19 protein-coding genes and 1 pseudogene are annotated in these 19,837 nt (G+C 42.5%); 14 read left to right on the top strand and 6 right to left on the bottom strand.

Features of this window, described 5'->3' with window-relative positions; all coding sequences use genetic code 11:
• Positions 1-30 precede the first annotated feature (30 nt).
• The 4 genes from ACED45_RS08385 to ACED45_RS08370 form a co-directional block, all read right to left on the bottom strand.
• Positions 31-963, bottom strand: coding sequence for an AEC family transporter (locus ACED45_RS08385; RefSeq protein WP_371713742.1), 933 nt, complete (start codon positions 961-963; stop codon positions 31-33).
• 15 nt (positions 964-978) lie between these two features.
• Complete coding sequence (locus ACED45_RS08380) at positions 979-2,244, bottom strand: TRAP transporter large permease (protein WP_082241965.1); 1,266 nt, start codon at positions 2,242-2,244, stop codon at positions 979-981.
• A gap of 9 nt (positions 2,245-2,253) precedes the next feature.
• Positions 2,254-2,748, bottom strand: a complete 495-nt coding sequence (locus tag ACED45_RS08375) for a TRAP transporter small permease (RefSeq protein WP_371713741.1) — start codon at positions 2,746-2,748, stop codon at positions 2,254-2,256.
• A gap of 103 nt (positions 2,749-2,851) precedes the next feature.
• A complete protein-coding gene (locus tag ACED45_RS08370) occupies positions 2,852-3,850 on the bottom strand; it encodes a TRAP transporter substrate-binding protein (RefSeq protein WP_146489929.1) in 999 nt (332 codons plus the stop codon).
• A gap of 451 nt (positions 3,851-4,301) precedes the next feature.
• On the opposite strand from ACED45_RS08370, the gene ACED45_RS08365 reads away from it, so the two are divergent.
• The 4 genes from ACED45_RS08365 (at position 4,302) to ACED45_RS08350 (ending at position 8,918) form a co-directional block, all read left to right on the top strand.
• The gene (locus tag ACED45_RS08365) at positions 4,302-5,513 is read left to right on the top strand and encodes a LysR family transcriptional regulator (RefSeq protein ID WP_146489930.1); all 1,212 of its coding nucleotides are present in this window, start codon (positions 4,302-4,304) and stop codon (positions 5,511-5,513) included.
• Between the two features lie 174 nt (positions 5,514-5,687).
• Complete coding sequence (locus ACED45_RS08360) at positions 5,688-6,632, top strand: DUF1932 domain-containing protein (RefSeq protein WP_371713740.1); 945 nt, start codon at positions 5,688-5,690, stop codon at positions 6,630-6,632.
• A gap of 195 nt (positions 6,633-6,827) precedes the next feature.
• On the top strand, positions 6,828-7,781 hold the full coding sequence (locus ACED45_RS08355) for a Gfo/Idh/MocA family oxidoreductase (RefSeq protein ID WP_371713739.1): 954 nt from the start codon (positions 6,828-6,830) through the stop codon (positions 7,779-7,781).
• A 111-nt stretch (positions 7,782-7,892) separates the two neighbouring features.
• Positions 7,893-8,918 carry an aldo/keto reductase gene (locus ACED45_RS08350; RefSeq protein ID WP_371713738.1) on the top strand — a complete coding sequence of 342 codons (1,026 nt, stop codon included), beginning with the start codon at positions 7,893-7,895 and terminating at the stop codon, positions 8,916-8,918.
• Positions 8,919-9,100: 182 nt separating this feature from the next.
• Here ACED45_RS08350 and ACED45_RS08345 read toward each other — a convergent pair whose 3' ends face one another.
• Positions 9,101-10,924, bottom strand: a complete 1,824-nt coding sequence (locus ACED45_RS08345; RefSeq protein ID WP_371713737.1) for a M4 family metallopeptidase — start codon at positions 10,922-10,924, stop codon at positions 9,101-9,103.
• Between the two features lie 538 nt (positions 10,925-11,462).
• Here ACED45_RS08345 and ACED45_RS08340 point away from each other — a divergent pair.
• A complete protein-coding gene (locus ACED45_RS08340; RefSeq protein ID WP_210449313.1) occupies positions 11,463-11,645 on the top strand; it encodes a hemagglutinin in 183 nt (60 codons plus the stop codon).
• 77 nt (positions 11,646-11,722) lie between these two features.
• A complete protein-coding gene (locus ACED45_RS08335) occupies positions 11,723-12,376 on the top strand; it encodes a DNA-methyltransferase (protein ID WP_210449314.1) in 654 nt (217 codons plus the stop codon).
• A gap of 44 nt (positions 12,377-12,420) precedes the next feature.
• Here ACED45_RS08335 and ACED45_RS08330 read toward each other — a convergent pair.
• Positions 12,421-12,673: pseudogene (locus tag ACED45_RS08330) on the bottom strand (IS110 family transposase); the annotation flags it as partial.
• A gap of 74 nt (positions 12,674-12,747) precedes the next feature.
• On the opposite strand from ACED45_RS08330, the gene ACED45_RS08325 reads away from it, so the two are divergent.
• From ACED45_RS08325 to ACED45_RS08290, 8 genes are all read left to right on the top strand, one after another.
• Positions 12,748-13,197, top strand: a complete 450-nt coding sequence (locus ACED45_RS08325) for a GNAT family N-acetyltransferase (RefSeq protein ID WP_371713736.1) — start codon at positions 12,748-12,750, stop codon at positions 13,195-13,197.
• A 38-nt stretch (positions 13,198-13,235) separates the two neighbouring features.
• Entirely contained in the window at positions 13,236-14,126 is an 891-nt protein-coding gene (locus ACED45_RS08320; RefSeq protein WP_371713735.1) for a hypothetical protein, read from the top strand.
• A 413-nt stretch (positions 14,127-14,539) separates the two neighbouring features.
• Positions 14,540-15,958 (top strand): SLC13 family permease, encoded by a 1,419-nt coding sequence (locus ACED45_RS08315; RefSeq protein ID WP_004733551.1) that lies wholly within the window; start codon positions 14,540-14,542, stop codon positions 15,956-15,958.
• A gap of 6 nt (positions 15,959-15,964) precedes the next feature.
• A complete protein-coding gene (locus ACED45_RS08310) occupies positions 15,965-17,320 on the top strand; it encodes an ATP-binding protein (protein ID WP_371713734.1) in 1,356 nt (451 codons plus the stop codon).
• A complete protein-coding gene (locus ACED45_RS08305) occupies positions 17,307-17,780 on the top strand; it encodes a response regulator (RefSeq protein WP_009846553.1) in 474 nt (157 codons plus the stop codon). The genes ACED45_RS08310 and ACED45_RS08305 overlap by 14 nt, the downstream gene beginning before the upstream one ends.
• A gap of 456 nt (positions 17,781-18,236) precedes the next feature.
• Positions 18,237-18,737 carry an opioid growth factor receptor-related protein gene (locus ACED45_RS08300; RefSeq protein ID WP_371713733.1) on the top strand — a complete coding sequence of 167 codons (501 nt, stop codon included), beginning with the start codon at positions 18,237-18,239 and terminating at the stop codon, positions 18,735-18,737.
• 221 nt (positions 18,738-18,958) lie between these two features.
• The gene (locus ACED45_RS08295) at positions 18,959-19,171 is read left to right on the top strand and encodes a hypothetical protein (protein WP_017070650.1); all 213 of its coding nucleotides are present in this window, start codon (positions 18,959-18,961) and stop codon (positions 19,169-19,171) included.
• Positions 19,172-19,246: 75 nt separating this feature from the next.
• On the top strand, positions 19,247-19,825 hold the full coding sequence (locus ACED45_RS08290; protein ID WP_102319733.1) for a DJ-1/PfpI family protein: 579 nt from the start codon (positions 19,247-19,249) through the stop codon (positions 19,823-19,825).
• The last annotated feature ends 12 nt before the right edge of the window (positions 19,826-19,837 follow it).

Below are 19,837 nucleotides of genomic sequence, written 5' to 3'. Positions count from 1 at the left end.
GTTATTGTTATTTGAGTTATGAGTTATGAGTTATGAGTTATGAGTTATGAGCGAAACAACGATAGACAAGGTAAATCCAGAGGCCAGCGTCGTTATAATCAATGTGTTTGCGCAGAAGTTTTGTTGCTTATAGATCCCGCCAAGAATGGGGTAGATCGAGAGCATTGGTGATGCACAAAAGATAAGCAGCACATATTTCAAATCTCCTTCTACCGGCCAGACCAAAAGTAAACCGAGCGCAATAATTGGGAAGCAAATTAATTTGATGCTAGTAACCAGCGCAATGCGTGATTTTTGGTTTAGCACCAGTGATTGCCCCAAAACTCCACCAATCGCAAACAGTGCTAAAGCGACTGAAGTTTTGGCGAGAATACCAACGCTTTCTTCAATCACGAATGGCAGCTGAATACCTAATAGGTTGATGCTCAACGCTAAAGTGATCGAAATGATGATTGGGTTCTTTCTTAGCCTGTTTCCAATCTCGATAAGTTGATCTTTGAGCGATGAGTCGGTTTCATTCGAGAACTCCAGGAACACCAAACACACTGGAATAAACACGAGATTTTCAATCAATACGCTCATTAGAAACGCTTCTGCGTATTGACCATTAAAAATCGACAACACGATAGGGAAGCCTATGAATGCGCTGTTTGGCATCCCGCTACCTAAAGCGTTGATGAAGCAATCTTGCCACTTCAACTTCATGATTAATCGGCTATACAACACTGCGATGGTCATACACAGCAAACCGCCTACGGCATAGATCAACATGTAGTTCTTGTTGATGGCTTCGCTCAAATTTAACTGAGTGACACTGCCAAAAATGACCGCAGGAAGTGAGATATAAAGAACGAATTTGCTTACGTCACCGATGAAATGGCGAGTGAAAAAGCCATTTTTAGTCGTGAGAAAGCCTGCCGCGACAATCAGTATCAGCGGCAGCAATATTTCATATACAGACATGGTTTTGTGTGTGCTCTAGTATCCGAATAGCTGTGGCAAGAACAGCACGCTTTGCGGAACAAAAGTGATGAAGAACAACACCAATACTTCAAGTAGGAACAGTGGAATCACTTGCTTAGAAATTGCAGCGATTCCGACCTTGGAAATGGTGTTGGACACAAACAGACAAATCCCCATTGGTGGTGTAATCAAGCCAATCATTAGGTTGAAGATAACTACGATACCGAAGTGAACAGGGTCGATACCAAAGCTCATCGCAATCGGATGAAAGATTGGGATAAGAATCAGCATTGCAGCAATGCCTTCAAGGAATAACCCAACAACCAACAAGATAACGTTTACCATAATCAGGAACATGATTGGGTCGCTGATGCTGCCTAAAATCTGTTGGCTGATGAACTGAGGAACGCGGGAGAAAGTAAGAATCCAGTTCGCTACAGATACAACGGCAATCAGGATCAAGACAATTGAAGAGTCGCGCATTGAACGCATGAACACTTCTGGTAGGTCACTGAAACTTAGAGATTTATACACGAACATACCAACTAGTAGCGCATAGAAAGCTGCGAACGCCGCTGCTTCAGTTGGCGTCACAATACCCATCAAGATTGAACCAAGGATGAAGATTGGCATTGTTAGCGGAACAAACGCTTTTACCAACGCTTTACGGCGGCTTTGACGAACCACGTTGCTTTTTATGTTGTGACGAGTCGCGTAAATAAACACGAAAATAGACAGAGCAACCGCAGACAATACGCCAGGAACAATACCCGCTAAGAATAGGGCAGGGACAGATACGCCACTCGCAATAAGCGCATAAATGATCACTGGAATACTAGGTGGAATCATCGGCCCAATAACCGAAGACGCTGCCGTTAACGCTGAAGAAAACTCTTTGCTGTAGCCTTCTTTTTCCATTTGAGGAATGAACACGCGGCCAAGTGCGGAGGTATCAGCAACTGCAGAGCCAGAGATACCAGCAAACATCACTGAAGACCAGATATTCACTTGAGCTAAGCCACCACGAAAGTGACCCACTAATGCGTTAGCGAAATCAATGATACGGCTAGTGATACCACTCTTGTTCATTAGTTCACCCGCAAGAACAAACAGAGGAACCGCAAGGATAGAGTAAGAATCCAAACCACTAAAAATACGTTGGGCTATTAGGCTGATAGAGATGGGAGTACTAGAGACGTAGAACGACATCGCCAAGATGATGCTGAATACGAGAGGAATACCAAAAATTAGCATGGATCCCATTAAGGCAATTGAAGGCATAACGATTCCTTATACGTCGCTTTGGATAGCTTGAGTTCTTGTGGATACACGCGCTGATTTCACGTGCTGAATTAAACGCAGTGTAGCGGCTATAAATAGGCAAGCGCCGCCAACAATCAATGCTGATTGGAAGTAGTACATAGAGACTCCAATACCAGCTGACTCAATGCCTCCGCGTTTGATCACAAATAGGTACGCTGAGTAAGTCCAGATCACCGAACATAACAAAACAGATAGGTCGACAATGACTTCCAGCGTTTTTTGAAATGCTTTTGATTTCACTGAATCAAGAATAGAAAATTTGATGTGTAAGCCTTCTAAATAACACAATGATGTAGCGAACATAACGCCATAAATCATTGAGTATTTGCTTAGCTCCTCGCCCCATAGGATAGAGGTATTAAAAAAGTAACGGCTGATTGTGGTGATCAACATCACTGCAAACAAATTGAAGAGTGAAGCCCCGGCGAGAATCGCAAGTAGCTTTTTATATTGCTCAATCATGTTCCCTGTCTCCTTGGGAAGAGTCGTTATACATCAGAGGTATAACGACTCATTTCTTATAAGTACTGCTGTAGGGTTTTTGTATTGATTATTCGGTTATGAATTAGTTAGTCGCGGTTTCTACTGCGTCTAGTGCATCATCAATCCATTTTGAATCGATAGTGCCTGATAACCATTTGATCACAGCGGGCTGTGTCTTATCGCGGAATTGTTTCTGTTGCTCTGGCGTTAGCGAAGTAATCTTCATGCCTTTTTGAGCAAGTACTTCTAAGCCTTCTGCTGAATTCACTTGCTGAATAGCTCGACCTACTGTGCCTGCAACTTTTGCAGCACGATCAATGATGGCTCGGTCTTCGGCATTCAAAGATGTGTAGAAATCGTCATTCATTAATAAGAAATCAGTACCATAAACGTGACCGTCTAGAGTGATGTATTTCTGAAGTTCATAGAATTTGTTCGCGTTGATTACGCTGACAGGGTTTTCCTGTCCGTCGATAACGCCAGTGGTCAGAGCGGCAGGAACTTCAGGGAATGCAATAGGTGTAGGCTCTGCATCCAATGACTTCATCATTTCAACGTAAAGTGGTGTTGTCATTACGCGGATTTTAAGACCGTTTAAGTCTTGCGGCGTAGTAATCTCACGTTTTGAGTTTGTGAAATGGCGGAAACCTGTTTCGCCATAAGCGAGGTTACGTAGACCCGTTGTTTTCAAACATTGGTCATTCAACTTTTGACCAAATTCACCATCTAGCACTTCCCAAGCAACAGGCGCTGAAGGGAACAGGTAAGGGATTTCTAGTACGTTCGCTTCCTTACAAAGCTTAGAGTAAGCACCAGAAACCATAGTCATGGTTAGCATGCCTTCTTGAGTCGACTGAAGTAGCTCTGTCTCGCCACCAAGTTGACCTGAAGGGTAGATATTTACATTAATTCGACCACCAGATTCAGCCTCTACAAGGTTCTTGAAAACCTGTGTTGCAGCGCCTTTCTTAGAGATCGTCCAATCTTGTGAATCTACATGCCCAATAGTGATGTCCAGAGCAGCAGCAGAACCTGCATATGCAAGCGATAGAGCGAGTGTAAGTTTAGTTATTGTTTTCATTTGTGAACCTCCTGTTTCTACGTCGATAAAGTTATCACCTAAAATTAACAACCGATAATTCATATAGTGAAAGTGTTATTCAATTTTGAGATAACATTAACTATTCGCGCTGGGGTTACGGTTTGATATCCCATTTGTATTGCACTATAAAACAGCAGGTTACTGATATATAGCTGTGAGTTATGTATTGAAAAAGGGGATTGAAAATGAATTTTTGTGTATTTCTTTTTTGGAGAATGAAGTCACATCTTTACCTTGGTGAAGTTACATTTTATCTACATCAACTCACATATTTCAGCTTTTCTGCTGGAAGAGTATTCAAAAAATGTGCTGAATGTGTTCGATAGTTGACGGGGTTTAAATGAGTCATTTAGCGCCGTTTTTGAAGGTGTCATTTGTATTTGTAATTTGAATGTAAATGGCAGTTTGACAGCACTTTTGAGGCGATAACATGTTAAATATTCCAAACTTGAGACACCTAAGAGCGATATCAGAAGTGGTGAATACTGGAAGCATTAGCAAGGCTTCGGAAGTGGTGTTTTTGTCTCAGCCAGCCATCACACAAGCGATAGCGAAACTGGAAAAAAACATTCATAGTGAGCTGTTCGAACGCACCACCGATGGCATGAAACCGACCGAACAAGGAGAAGCGTTTTCATTTCGAATTGAACGTGCGTTAGAGTACATCAGTAAAGGCATTGCTGATTCACTAAAAGTCGCGAAAGGCCAGCGAAAAAGCAGTGTTCAGCGCTATTTGTTCAATATAACAACCACTCAATTGAAAGCATTGATCGCGGTTTCTAACGGTCAAAGCTTTACTGAAGCCAGTCGAATTTTGGAAGTGTCGCAGTCGTCAGTTTATCGTGCATCTAAAGATCTTGAAGAGATCCTTGGTATCACTTTATTCGAAAAAAACAGCACGGGTATTACGATTAGTAAAGCTGGTAGCGCTCTGGTGATGTCGAGTAAATTAGCCTTCGTAGAAATCAAGCAAGGCATCGAAGAGGTTGGCTTATTGAGTAACCGCCATAACAGTGTGATTACGGTTGGCTGTTTGCCTCTTGCTCGTACATGTTTACTACCAAACACCATCAATGAGTTTTCTCGTAAGTTCCCTGATTGCCAAATTCATGTGATCGACGGCCCGTATCAAGACTTGCTCAATCACTTACGCCACGGTGACCTAGATATCCTCATTGGTGCGCTGCGTTTCCCATCACCGAGCACCGATATTCGCCAAGAAACTCTGTTTCAATCGCATAACAAAATCCTCTCTAGAAACGATCATCCATTGAGCTTGAAAGAGCAAATAACACTTGATGATTTACAAGGTTCGAGTTGGGTTGTATCTAATGTAAACACACCTGGACGTAGAATGTTTGAAGACATTTTCACATCTCAGGAACGCGATGTACCCACTCGTATTGTTGAGGCGAGTTCACAGATGTTGGTAAGGGAACTGCTTTTAGGCAGCGATCGATTAACGATTCTCTCTCAGCACCAGATCACTCGCGAACTTGAGGAGGGGCACTTCACCATTCTGCCATTTGATTGCAAAAAGCAGTCGCGCCCAATCGGTTTAACCATGCGGAAAAACTGGTTTGCTACCTCGGTTCAAAACCATTTTCTGACGTTGTTACGTGAGAAAGGTGTACAGCTTTAGTTATTCTCAGTTGAGTTCAGTTCGGCTTGTTGTGTTTTCTGTTTGGCTTTCTATTTTCAACTTAAATCATGACACTCAAGTGCGATCTAAAAGTGAAGGCATTTTTCCAAAATTGAATACCCCTTATATTTATTTGATTATCGCTCTGTAGGTGCCAATGCTAAGGTAACTGTCATGAAAAACGCAGATAAGTTGGCAGGTAAAAAGAGAATTATGGCGACGATAACAAGAGCTGCGTTCATTGGTTTTGGTGAAGCTGCACAAGAATTTTTGGTGAGCTGGGGTGATAAAGCACCAGAAGTGATCAGTGGATTCGATATCAAAAGTAACCATGCACAGCACCGCGAAAGCATTCTCCTTGAATACATTAAGCATGGCGTTCAAGGTGCATTTGAAGCTCACGAGGCGATAAATGGTGCTGAGTTAGTCTTTTCATTGGTGACGGCCGATCAAGCAGAAGCTGTGGCGAAAAACGTAGCGAAAACATTCACGTCCAAACAGATATTCTTGGACTGTAATTCATGTTCACCCCAAGTAAAACAAAGGAATGCTGAGCTTATTGAAGCATGTGGTGCAAGCTACCTTGATGTTGCAATTATGGCCCCGGTGTTGGAGAAAACATCTGCGATCCCATTGTTGATCTCTGGAAAAAAAGCATTAGAGATTGAACCAATATTGACCACACTTGGCTTCAAAGTTGAAGTGGTGTCTGACCAAGTGGGTGAGGCATCAAGCATCAAAATGATCCGTTCTGTGATGGTAAAAGGACTTGAAGCTCTCACTACGGAATGTTTGTTGGCAGCGCGTAAAGCGGGGGTTGAAAATCATGTGCTCGAATCACTCAGTACAACGTATCCAGCTCTGCCATTGAACAATCTCGGCCAATATCACTTGGAACGTATGTTATCTCATGGGGAGCGACGTTCTAACGAGCTTAAAGAGGTATCTAATACCTTAAGCGAACTAAATTTGAATGGCTCGATGGTGAATGGTGCGATGGAGTGGCATAGCGCACTCGGTAAGATGCCAGTCGAGTATCAAGGGCAAGACCTATCTACATTGAGTGATTTGGTATTAGGGCAATTGGCCAATACTGGAACTCGCGCATTGAATGAATAACGGCATAACCAAAAAATCGAAAATCTCAGCAAGCGAATGTTGTGAGTAGCTGAATGCGGAACTGGGTTAAACGTAGAAGCCATCGATTATTAAGCAATTAAGCAACTAAGTAATTCATTAAGTAATCAAACATTAAGTAAAAAGCATTAAGCAACACCGGCCAAACAGGGCGGGTACTAAATTAAAGGAATGAATATGAACGTATGTGTTGTGGGCGCGACAGGTGCCTTTGGACGTAAACACTTGGATGCTATCCGTGAAATTGAAGGCGTTCGCGTAACTGCGATGGTTTCTCCAGAGCAAGATAAGCTTGATCAACTGATCACAGAGTATGGTCATGATTCAAAGGGCTTTACCAACCTATCTGACGCACTTGCACTTGATGAAGTGGAAGCAGTAATTCTTGCTACGCCAACACAAATGCACGCAGCACAAGCGATTGAATGTATGGAAGCAGGCAAACATGTTTTGGTTGAAATCCCAATGGCGGACAACATCGAAGATAGCTACCGTGTGGTAGAAGCTCAAAAGAAATCTGGCAAAATCGCAATGGCTGGCCACACTCGTCGTTTCAACCCAAGCCACCAATGGATTCAGAACAAGATTGCTGCCGGCGAACTCCATATCCAGCAGATGGACGTTCAAACGTACTTTTTCCGCCGCACAAACACCAACGCTAAAGGTGAAGCTCGTTGTTGGACCGATCACCTGCTTTGGCATCATGCGTGTCATACGGTTGACCTTTTCCAATACCAAACCGGTGAACAGGCAACTAAGCTGCAAGCGCTTCAAGGTCCAATTCACCCAGACTTGGGTATCGCAATGGACATGAGCATTGGTATGAAAGTGCCATCAGGTGCAATTTGTACGCTTTCACTATCATTCAACAATGATGGCCCTTTTGGTACGTTTTTCCGTTACATCTGTGAAGAGGGCACTTACCTAGCGCGCTATGATGACCTTTATGACGGCAAAGAAAACCCTATCTCACTAGAAGGTGTTGCGGTTTCTAATAATGGTATTGAACTTATCGACCGTGAATTCTTCGATTCAATCAAAACGGGTCGTGAGCCAAATTCAAGTGTGGCGAGCTGCCTTCCTGCAATGGAAACATTAGACAAGCTTGAACAGTTACTTGAAGCTGAGTAGTTAAAAACTGAGTAGCAAGTTTTTAGCTACTCAGTAGTGACTTAAAGGAGATAAGTTCTTTAAAGTCGTGTTAGTGAACAGTTGGTATTTTTAGCAGTAAAAGGATAAACGATGATGGCTAGTATTGGTGGGCAGACATTAGCGCCAGTGGCTTTAGGTTGTATGAACTTGTCGCATGCTTATGGCACCCCACCACAGAAATCGGATGGCATTAAGTTACTCAATCAAGCGCTGGATTTGGGCTATAACATGCTCGACACGGCTGCGTTGTATGGCTTTGGTGCGAATGAATCACTGTTAGCTGAGGCGGTTGGTCATCGTCGTCATGAGTTTTTCCTCGCCAGTAAATGTGGAATGTTCAAAGGGCCTGATGGCAAGCGAGCGATTGATGGGCGGCCAGAAACGATTCGTAAAACGTGTGAAGATTCACTACAACGTTTGAATACTGACGTCATTGATTTGTACTACCTGCATCGATGGGACAAAAGCGTTCCGATTGAAGAGAGCATTGGTGAACTTTCTCGTTTAGTCGAAGAGGGTAAGATCAAACACATAGGTTTGTCAGAAGTTTCTGCCGACACCATTGCCAAAGCTAATGCGGTTCATAAGATAGCAGCCGTACAATCGGAATACTCGCTCTGGTCACGTAACCCTGAAATCGCGGTTATCGAGCAATGCCAAAAGATAGATGCGACCTTTGTGTCGTTTAGCCCTGTTGGTCGCGGTATGTTGACGGGCGAAGTAAAAGATAATCAGTTTGTCGCTGGTGATATTCGCTTAGCCATGCCACGTTTCTCTGATGAACACTTCGAGTCTAATTTGTCTTTAGTACGACAGTTTGAGTCTGTGTTGCCGTTGTTTGCAGAAGAGAACGGCTTTTCGATTAATGACAATCGCGGTTCAACTCCGACTCTGGCACAACTGGCATTGGCTTGGACTTTGAAAAAAGCACCGAACTCTATCGCATTACCGGGTACTACAAGCCTCCAACACTTAGAGGACAACTGGAATGCACAGCAGTTATCGGTTTCTGATGAATTGTTGCGCGTGATAGACGATATTATTCCTCAAAACAAGATAGCTGGTGGACGTTATAACGCGGCAACTCAACGTGAAATTGATACTGAAGAGTTCTAATCACTGCTCGATTATTAGTTGTATCTTACTCGCTTTATCTTACTTGCAGTATCAATGACAACTTATCCAATAAACCTCCGGTCACGCCTACGTAACCGGAGGTTTTTTATTTCAAGACCTAATAAGCAAAACAGTTTTGCCTTGTTGATCTCCATTTAACGCGGTTAGCTTTTTGTTCTAACTCAATCTAAACGCAACGTTAGGCCAGAATAGTTTGAGTATCCGCGCAGTAACACATGATAGGTCACACCCGGCTGAGCGCTCACACTGCACTGCTCATTGTTTCCAGCGCGGTAAGGGCGACAATCGTAACTCGATGTCGTTGGCTTGCTTCCCGATTTCACATAAAGGTCGGCATCACCCGAACCACCAGACATTGAAACCGTCACGCTGGATGCAGAATCCACAGTGAAGGTGTAGAAGCTCTCTGAAGATTGATTCCCGCTTAGGTTCGCAATCGGTGTGCCTTTCGTCAGTAAATTGCCAGTTGGAGGTGTGACACCACAACTCGCATTCACGCCTACTGTGTTAAAAGCATCTTCAACATCGGCAACCACATAGCCCATGTCGGCTGCGGCTTTCGCTACGCCACAAGCTCCAGCGTCAAAGGTACTGTTTGCCGTCCAATACAACTGGTTGGCAACCGTGAATATCTCAAAACCCTTACGTACATTCCAACCCGATTTGTTCGCTAAAAGGTAAAAGGCGCGGTTGTAAACACCGCTAGATAAGTGAACGTTCAAACCATCGTAGTATTGAGAGGCGTGATCAATCGAGCGACCATCTTTTGAAGGTTGATCGAAGTAACGTAAGCCGCCTTCTGATTTGAATATATCGCTTCCGACCACCCAATCCACACTGCCACGTAAGTAGTATTCAGCCGCTTCGCCTGCAATATCGGAGAAGGCTTCATTGATACCGCCTGACATGTTTTGGTACACAAGGCCGGAGTTTTGCTCAGTGAAGCCGTGGCTGACTTCGTGAGCACTCACGTTGATATCGACTAATGGGTAAAAGGTATTTTTGCCATCACCAAAAGTCATGGATGTACCATTCCAGAAGGCATTTTCATAATCCGTGCTGTAATGAACTCGCATCGTCAGCTGGAAAGTTAAAGGCGACGTATTCATCCACTCTTTGTACATATCAAAAACGACATTACCGAAGTAGTGCGCATCGTTAAGAGGCGAGTAAGCACCGTTAATGTATTTATGATCGGTATAGTTGGTTCCGTCGGTACAGTTGTAGCTGTAGGCTGCACTGCCAGATGTTCCGTGGTTCAAGTTGACCGTTTTAACCGAATCGTTTTCTAACTTACACGTGGTGCCTGTTTTGTCGATGGGAAAGCTAGGGAAGTCACTGCCATATTCATATCGAGTGGTTTTGAGGTTCCCACCAGGGCCAGTACCAGACGATTTAGCGTGGTTTAATCCATTCCATTTTTGGATCACATCGCCAGTCATGGCATCAATAAAGTAAAAAGGGCGCTCTGGATAAGAGGAAGCGATAAAGAAATCGACCAGATACACCATTTGCGCGGTTTGGTTCTCATCCAATCTCACCATCAGTTTTGCATTTTTGTTTTCAATCGACTTTTTGCCGACGGTAAACGTGCGGTGAGCAGACAATGCGGCTTCAATCGCTTGCTCTTGATTCAGCGTTGGTGCGATGCTGGATAAGTCTCCACTGATCCCCTGTGCCATGGAACCGAACACCTGAGTGGGTTGGTTCTTGGAAAGGGTAGCCACAACGGAGGTATCAAAGACGGGTAAACCTAAGTGAGTTTGTTGATAGCGGACTTTTGTTTTTCCATTGGGCAATACGACCCGTTTAACTTCAGAAAAACCTAATTCTAGTGGGGCAACACTCTTCGACTGCGCGACGAGGCTTTGTTGTAGCAGTGTATCGTTATCGATTCTGACCATTTCTGCAGCGTGTGCATTAAAGCCAAAAGATGTACCTAGAATAGCTGCTATTTTCCAGCTTAGTTGACGTTGTTGGTTCATTATTCGTTCCTGATTTTAATATAAACTCCTTCTTCCCAACGGCTTTATAGGAAGTCTATATGCAACACATCTTTGCCATGTGTTGCGAATCAAGATTGGAAGAGCATTTGGAATTATGACAAGTTTATCAGGGAGATTTATTTTTAGAGTATGTAATTCAAAGTTTACAAAAATTCTTATTGATCAAATTGTTTTTATAAAATCCAATTTTATTATTTATCGTAAACGCATGAAGGGTCGGGAGTTATTAAACCCCGCTTTGTTCTAATTTATAGAATGAAAGCACCTGAGTTAACTTCGATATTTTTCTGTTTTTATCTTAATTATAAATAAGTAAATAGATAGGTTTAGGGAGTGGGGATATTGTCTTTATTGTCAATAGTAAACTTATTTTAACAATACCACTAAATACAGAACTCATCTTTTCTACATTTTTCTGTTTAATGGCTGCCATAGACAAAAAAGTCCTTTATAACTCTTGAAAAGGACCAATTTGACCTTATATACGTTATGGGTATCTAATTCAAGGAGAAACATTATGCCTGATCTAACTAAAGCTAGTTGTCCATGCCGTGGTTGTAATACCGTTGCAAACAATGAAGAACAAGTAGACCATTTATTTGGTTTAAGAAATATGGGGGACGGTACTGTTCGAGTACAGTCATACTGCCGAGAATGTCGTCGTTTGCACTGCGAAGCCAGTGACCCTAAATGTAATTAGTAACCTAAGCCGGTACGACCTCGTTGTATCGGCTTTATTATGTTAACTTAAGCCATTTTTAAAACCAAGGCAGCAAAATGTCGCAAATTTATAAAATGGATGCTGTGGAGTGGCTAAAAACATTAGAAGACTCTAGTGTTGATTTGCTAATCACTGATCCGCCATATGAGTCCTTAGAAAAACACAGAAAAATAGGCACTACGACTCGTTTAAAAGATAGTAAATCATCAAGCAATCAATGGTTCAGTATTTTCCCAAATACTCGATTTGAGGAACTGTTTACCGAAGTTTTTCGTGTTTTAAAGAAAGGCTCTCATTTCTACTTGTTTTGTGATCAAGAAACAATGTTCGTTGCAAAACCTATAGCAGAAAAATTAGGTTTTAAGTTCTGGAAACCTATCGTTTGGGATAAATGTGCTATAGGTATGGGCTACCACTATCGCGCCAGGTACGAATTCATTCTTTTTTTTGAGAAAGGAAAAAGGAAACTCAATGACTTGAGTGTCCCAGATGTTCTTGAGCATAAGAGAGTTTGGAGAGGCTATCCGACAGAAAAACCAGTCGACCTTCTTGAGGTGCTGATTAGACAAAGCTCTTCTGAAAATGATGTTGTAGTGGATCCATTCTTTGGTTCTGGTTCAACACTTGTTGCAGCTAAAAATTTATCTAGAACGTATTTGGGGTGTGATATTTCTGGTTCAGCACACGAGTACTTTATTTCTCGTCTTTAACCTTAGCTAAAATTGTGTGTAACAAACGACTATGGCGTCAATGACTAATTTTGGGCTGTGTTTTCATCCCGCATGGCGCCATCTCTGAGCATATAGTTAAGGGTCACAACCATCTTCGTAGATACGTGATTATTACGACTTTTTAGGTTTTTCAGCTGCTAAAAGCCGAGTATAAGTCGCTTGCATGGCTGTCATCATCACCATATATAAAACGGTTCGTACTTGCGCTCTACCGCCTTGGATTAAGTGCTTTCCTTTGTTACGCCGACTTTCACGTGTAATTTGAGATACGGCAATATTTACTATTCTTCGGGCGTTCTGCAACCTTGTATTTTTGATCATGCTGATTGAGTTGGCATTATGTGGCAGGTATGGAATTCGAATATAGGAAAGTAGAACCAAATCATAGAGATTTTCAGTCATTAATCGCTGAGCTGAATTCGTCACTCAACCAGATTACTAATGACACAGGTGAAAGCTCTTTTGTATCTGACGCTTTTGACCCATCAAAAGATGGATGTATCGTGGTGTATCTAAATGATAGCGCTGTGGCATGTGGGGTATTTAGATATCATGAAAGTGAAGTTTGTGAACTTAAGCGGATGTATTCTAACAAAGCCGGTGCTGGCTCATATTTATTGAAACAACTCGAATGTCTTGCGATTGAAAAAGGGTATCGAAAAGCTATTTTATCGACACGTAGAGTGAACTCAAAAGCGGTGACCTTTTATTGTCGCCACTCTTACTCAGAATCCAGTGCGTATGGTAAATATGTCGGTGTAGACCGTTCGATTTGCTTCTCAAAGACGCTAGTCATATAACAACCAAACCTATTCGGTCTTAGTTTCCCGGAGGAAACATGACAAGCGACCAACTATTGGAAAAGGCACTTTATAGCAGTGCTAGCATCCACCAACCTCATTCTTTAAAAGCTTATTTGGCTGCGAATCACCTTAATGATTATTTCAGCACAACCGACAATGTGTGGCTTAAAACGAGTGAGCTGATAGACCAAACTGAGATTGAAGTTTTATACGAGTACTCTGCAACGCTACAAGCGCCAAAGTTCTCAGATTTTCGTATTCAAAGGATATTGGATAACGGGGTATACCCAGCGGCGTATGCTGCTTTAATGCAGTGGCATGAGAATAAGGGCTTTCAAGACATCTTCTCGCATTACGTTTCGCAGGCCTCTCAAACAAGCGAATACCTTTCCCACAATGTGACTATCTTATTGGCGTTGAATCGCGTTTACCGTGAGTTAGAGTCGTCTCAAGTTCCAGCATTCCTTAACCGCTTCACTGAATTTGTCACATCGACCAGCTCTGGCTGCGACCAAAGCACTGACACAAGCGAAGTCGTAGAGCTCGATAAGGTATTACAAGCATGCCTAAAACAGTTTGGTTTCTTTGGGCATAACCTAATTACGCTTACGTGGATACTGCGTTGTAAGGAAGACTTATCGAAAGAGCAATATGACTCGATGCTTTCTAATCTTTATCGACAAGCTAATAGCCCATTGGAAGATCCTGACGATGAGATTGATCAAGCTATTTTGGCGCAGTGTCAAAGCTCGGATAATTCAGATGAGCTCTATGACAATATCCACCGATTGGTTTTGGGTTATATATCGAATCTACACCAAATAACGCTAGCGGATGCATTGTGTTATCTTCACGAACGATTCCCTGCACATACATCGGAGCTAAAGCACATTGCCGAGTATCAGTGTCGTCTGTTAGAAAAGTGAGTTTAATTAGGACGTTGCACTTAACTTATGCAACGTTATCAGTCTAGTTAGCGCAGAAGTACAACTTACACGCGAATCAGGTCTCAAATTGAAAAAAAGAGCTACTCGATAATGCAGCTATGCTCTTTACTTCTGAAAACCAGTTCGGTGTCAAATATGGCTCACATATTACGGATCTCCTACGCAAAGGCGAACGCTTGCCTTTTGTTTCTCGGAATTTAATTGCAACAGTAAATGACATACAAACGTAGAGGTAGCGCACAGAAACGAAAAAGGGGATATCGCGATTACGTAATCATTGATCTAGCCGATAGTGAGATAGTGATAAGAGGTCGATAATTCGTTGTCGGACTAAATTAGAACTTTAAATCTAATTTCTAAGTAGTTGTTTTCTCAGGAAGAGTTTTTGTGCTATGCGCCCCTATATTAAATACATCATCCCTATTTTAATTCCTTTCATTATCCTCGTAATGCCGCTATCAGCGTTTCCATTTGAAGGCCTTACGATTATTCAACAACGCGTTATCGCGATCTTTTTATTAGCGGCATTGTGCTGGGTGTTCGAGCCTATCCCGATCTACGCGACGTCTGTTGTTATTATCGTTCTGCAATTATTGATGTTGTCGGATAAAGGGCTGATCTTTTTAAGGTTTGAGCATGGGCAGGAACATTTTGGTGAGTTGTTAAAATACAGCGACATCATGGCGACATTCGCCAGCCCAATTATCATGCTGTTTTTGGGCGGTTTTTTCTTAGCGATGGCCGCCACTAAGTATCGATTAGACGTAAACTTAGCCCGTGTATTATTGAAGCCATTTGGACAAGACCCGAAGTTTGTGATGCTCGGCTTAATGTTGATCACTGGTATCTTTTCGATGTTTATGTCTAACACGGCAACAACAGCAATGATGCTCTCTATTTTAACGCCGGTACTGGCTGTGTTTGGCCCGAAAGACCCCGGTCGTATAGCGTTTGCGCTTTGTATCCCTGTTGCCGCTAACATCGGTGGCATTGGTACCCCGATCGGTACCCCCCCGAACGCTATCGCACTTAAATATTTAGTTGGCGATAACCTCATTACGTTCGGTGAATGGATGGCATTTGGTGTGCCGTTTGTCGTTATTATGATGGCGTTAGCGTGGTTTTTAATAGGCTTTATGTACAAAGCTGACCAAAAGAAAATCGAGCTAAGCATCAAAGGTAAATTCCTTAAAACGCCCAAAGCCATTGCGGTATACGTCACTTTTGCGCTAACCATTATTCTTTGGTTAATGGGCTCAAGCCATGGCATGAACTCTTATACCGTCGCTCTGATTCCTGTCGCTGTGTTCTCACTCACAGGGATCATCAATAAAGAAGACCTGAAAAAGATTTCTTGGGACGTATTGTGGCTTGTATCAGGTGGTATTGCGCTTGGTTTAGCTCTCGATAAAACTGGCTTAGCAAGGCTCGTGGTACACAGCATTCCGTTTGATGCTTACTCACCCTATGTGGTGTTGTTCGGAGCGGCGTTCTTGTGTTTGGTAATGGCAAACTTTATGTCTCATACCGCAACGGCTAACTTGTTAATGCCAATTATGGCTGCATTAGGTTCGTCTATGGCTTCACTCACGCCACTAGGCGGTGAGTTAACGTTAATTCTGGTTGTGACTTTTGCCGCTTCATTAGGTATGTCACTGCCAATCAGTACGCCACCGAATGCGTTGGCTCATGCCACTGGCCATGTGCAAAGTAATCAAATGGCCAGAATTGGTATTATTTTGGGTGTGGTTGGTGTGCTACTGAGTTTTGTTATGGTGTGGGTGCTACATTCAATTGGTCACATAGGATAACGATACGTGTATCAACAAAAGCTAGAAGCACTTATCGATCGTTATTTTAATCAGACAGAACGTCGGGTGACGTGCCGTGCCGGTAACACCATTATTGAACAATCAGCGTTAAACACTCGTTTATATTATGTGTTTAGTGGAGAACTGGAAGGTTTTTATACCGAAGCGAATGCACCGCGAGTACGCGTGTTTAGCGCGGGTAGTGGGGCTTTTATAGGCGTTCATAGCTTCTTTTCAGGTAATTGGACAGCATCTTCAACGGTTGTTGCTAAAACCGATGTTGAGTTAGCGTGGATCGATAAAGACACGCCTGCAGAAGATGAACGTAAGTTTGGCCCTCTTACCGCACAGTTCACACCTGTGATTGTCAATGAGTTGTCGCGTCGTCAACGCCGTGCAACACAAGAAGCGATAGCGAAACAAAAAGCGCTAGAGAAGTTACATACTGCTGAGCAAATGACGACCTTGGGTCAATTGGCTGCAGGGATTGCCCATGAGCTTAACAACGCTATTGGTGTAGTAAATAGTAAATCTGGCCGACTTGAAACGGTCATCATGGAGCTACTTGAAGAAGTGCATCCAGAAGCCAGTCAATTTTTCGATTTTGGGTTAATGCATGGTCAGAAAACGTCGTCGTCAGAAGCGCGAACACGTGGGCGACAATTTGAAAGAAAATATGGTTTAGACAAAAACATTGCACGCTCTCTTGCAAAGGCGATTCCAATTGACGCTTCACATGCAACAGACGTTATTTCAAAACATTGGCTGAAAAACCCAGAAGAAGCGATTCGATTTTGGCAGATGGGCTGTGATTTACATGATTTACGTTTGGCATCTAGACACACCGTTGGCATCGTAAAATCGGTTAAACAACTTGGCAGAGTTGATATTGACACCGAAGAAGCGGTTGATATTAACGACTCCATTAACCATGCCTTATCGTTGTTACAAAGTGAGTTACGTAGAGTATCTGTGCGATTGAGCCCAGCAGATTTACCGTCTTTTAAAGGCTCGAAAACAGAGCTCGTTCAGATTTGGGTCAACATTGTAAAGAATGCTTGTGATGCAATGTCGAATTCAGACGATGCTGCAATCGAAATTCAAACCAGATTAAGTAAGAAAAGAATATTAGTTACGATCACGAATAACGGCCCTGAGATAGACGAGGTGACTCGTAGAAAGATATTTCAGCCCAACTTCACCACTAAAAAAGGTGGTTTATCGTTTGGATTGGGCTTGGGTTTATCAATAGTTAAGCGGATTGTGGCGGGTTATGGCGGAAGTATCATTGTGAAAAGTGATGCTTCTAAAACTGTATTTAGAATCAAGTTACCAGTAGAGGGTGAACATGGAGAAGCTTAATTTAATCTGTGTCGATGACCAGAGAGAAGTACTGAGCGCAGTGGTACAAGATTTAGAGCCGCTGGCGAGTTGGCTGAATATTGAAGATTGTGAATCAGCACAAGAAGTGCTTGATCTCATTGATGAACTTGACGCGGAAGGCGAACACATTACCGTCATCGTGTCTGATCATGTGATGCCAGGTAAAACGGGTGTGGAGTTACTCACTGAAGTGTTCCATGACAGCCGCTTTCCGAATACAAAGAAAATTCTTCTTACGGGGCAGGCCACTCACACCGATACCATCAATGCGATTAATGCAGCAGGTATCGACCGTTACTTTGAAAAGCCTTGGCAAGCAAGCACGTTAGTTGAATGCATTCGTACTCTTGTCACTGAGTACATATTTGATCAAGGGCTTGATTACACGGACTATCAGAATGATCTCGACCAGCAGGTTGTGTTGAGACGCTTACGCTAGTTATTTATGTTAGCGACTTACATGAGTCACTAATGTCAGTCGCTTGAAACTATATGCACCGAAGGACGCTTTCTGAAGGATTTTGTCTGTGAAAGACGTAATCTTTCGGTGCATATATTACCTATCTCTTTTAGTCGTTCAGGTTTTAGTACTCAGTTATTAACACACTGGTTGCTGGCTTAAGTCTAAAACTCATACGCACGCTAGCGGATGCATTATGTTTTTTTCACGAACGAATCCCTTAACATGCAGCAGATCTAAAATGTGTCGCAGAGTATCAGTGTCGTTTGTTAGAAAAGTAAGCTCGGAAGTATTCAAAAGTGATTCCTAATACGTGGTATGTGGAGTTCGAAGTCCGATCGGTACTTACAACGTAAAGGACTAGGCTTTTCACGGCTTACTGCGTAATAATGCATTCGCCCACAAGTGGGGGTTTATAATCAGTAGGATTCTAAAATGAGTGAGATTGCTCGCTTTATATCTGGTGAAGCACCAGATAAATTTGGTCGTAATATTGAACAGTTGTTGGCTTATAATCACTTTTGGTTGGAGCACGACCATAAGTATATTCAAGTGTTTTTCCCAATAGATGAAGGGACTAAGTTTAATCAACATGCGCCGTTGGTTACTCAAGAAGATAGGGTGCTTTTTGCTAAGTCAGAAGAGCTCCGCACAGCTCATCTACAAGTACTTGACCTGATGCTTGAGTTTTGGGGCATGCAGCGAGAGGGTATCGAAATATCTTTGTTGTTACCGCTTAGCCACGCAAATCATGTATGGCTTAAAAACCATGATCATAACCAACTAAGGTTAACGCGAGCCATTCGTAGTTTATATTTGTTGGGCAATGAGGAAGTTGCAACCAACTTATGTGGCTTCTTGATCGCAGCAGCGAACGAAACCGGTTCTGTCTCTGATAAAACGGTGCAATATTGGCGTAATGCGTTAAATGGTTAGAAGTCCGCAATAGCCAATGGGATTATCGACTTTCAGCACATGACAGTAGCAATAGATTTGATGGTCGTTGGCATTTAACCAATGGCCCGTGTAAAGGCACTTGGTTTATAGAAAAAGCCAATGACATGTAGGGCCGTAAACGCATTATATACTTGGAATAACTTAAACAATTTCCACACGCATGTGTACGATTTAGTTTAAAGATATAGATAGGAAAACCCATGAGGATTGTGATTTTTATCGTTACAGTGATTTTAGTTAAATCAATTGAAGCAAAGTTTGGGCACACCTATAACATCTTTTCAGATCCACTTGATATCAAGTTAGCCGCTCTTGATTTTGTCTTGTGGGTTTCAGTCTACTTTGGTTTATCTCTTGTTTATGAGAAGGGCAAAGGCATCCTGACTAAAATGGGTAAAGTTAAGAATCCTTAATGGGTTGTATGAATTAGCCGAACAAGATGTTTATGGTAAATTCTAATTATTAATGAAGTTGTACATGGAGGTGCAATGAACATCGGAATTTATATTTATAATCAAGCAGAAGTTCTCGACTTCTCTGGGCCATTTGAAGTCTTTAGTACGGCAAAGCGCTTAGGTGCTGAAGATCTAAATGTATTCATGGTTTCTCAGCACGCCGAGCCAGTTGTTGCCCGTGGTGGGTTTAAAGTTTTGGCTGACTACTCGATACAAAATCATCCAGAGATAGATTTGTTAATGGTCGTTGGTGGTGTGCACACTGACGAAATGAACAAACGAAATGTACTCGATTGGTTAGCTTCTGTTTCAGGTTCAGCCTCGCAAGTAGCGTCTGTTTGTACTGGTGCGTTTCTTTTGGCTAAAGCTGGTTTACTTGAGGGATTAGCAGTCACTACTCATTGGGAAGATATTTCTGACTTAGCGTTACAGTTTCCATGTTTAGATGTGATCAGTGATAAACGATGGGTGACATCAGGCAAATTTACAACTTCTGGAGGGATTTCTGCAGGTATAGATATGAGCTTACATTTAGTATCAGTACATTACGGTCTGCAATTTTCCTCGAAAGTAGCGCGTCAAATGGAGTACAGTTGGCATGAATGTACATAACTAACCCTTCTA

This window comes from Vibrio crassostreae (assembly GCF_041439375.1).
GTDB classification, from domain to species: Bacteria; Pseudomonadota; Gammaproteobacteria; order Enterobacterales; family Vibrionaceae; genus Vibrio; species Vibrio crassostreae_D.
The sequence above is the reverse complement of the archived record's forward strand: the minus strand, read 5'-3'. Positions and strand labels throughout refer to the sequence as shown.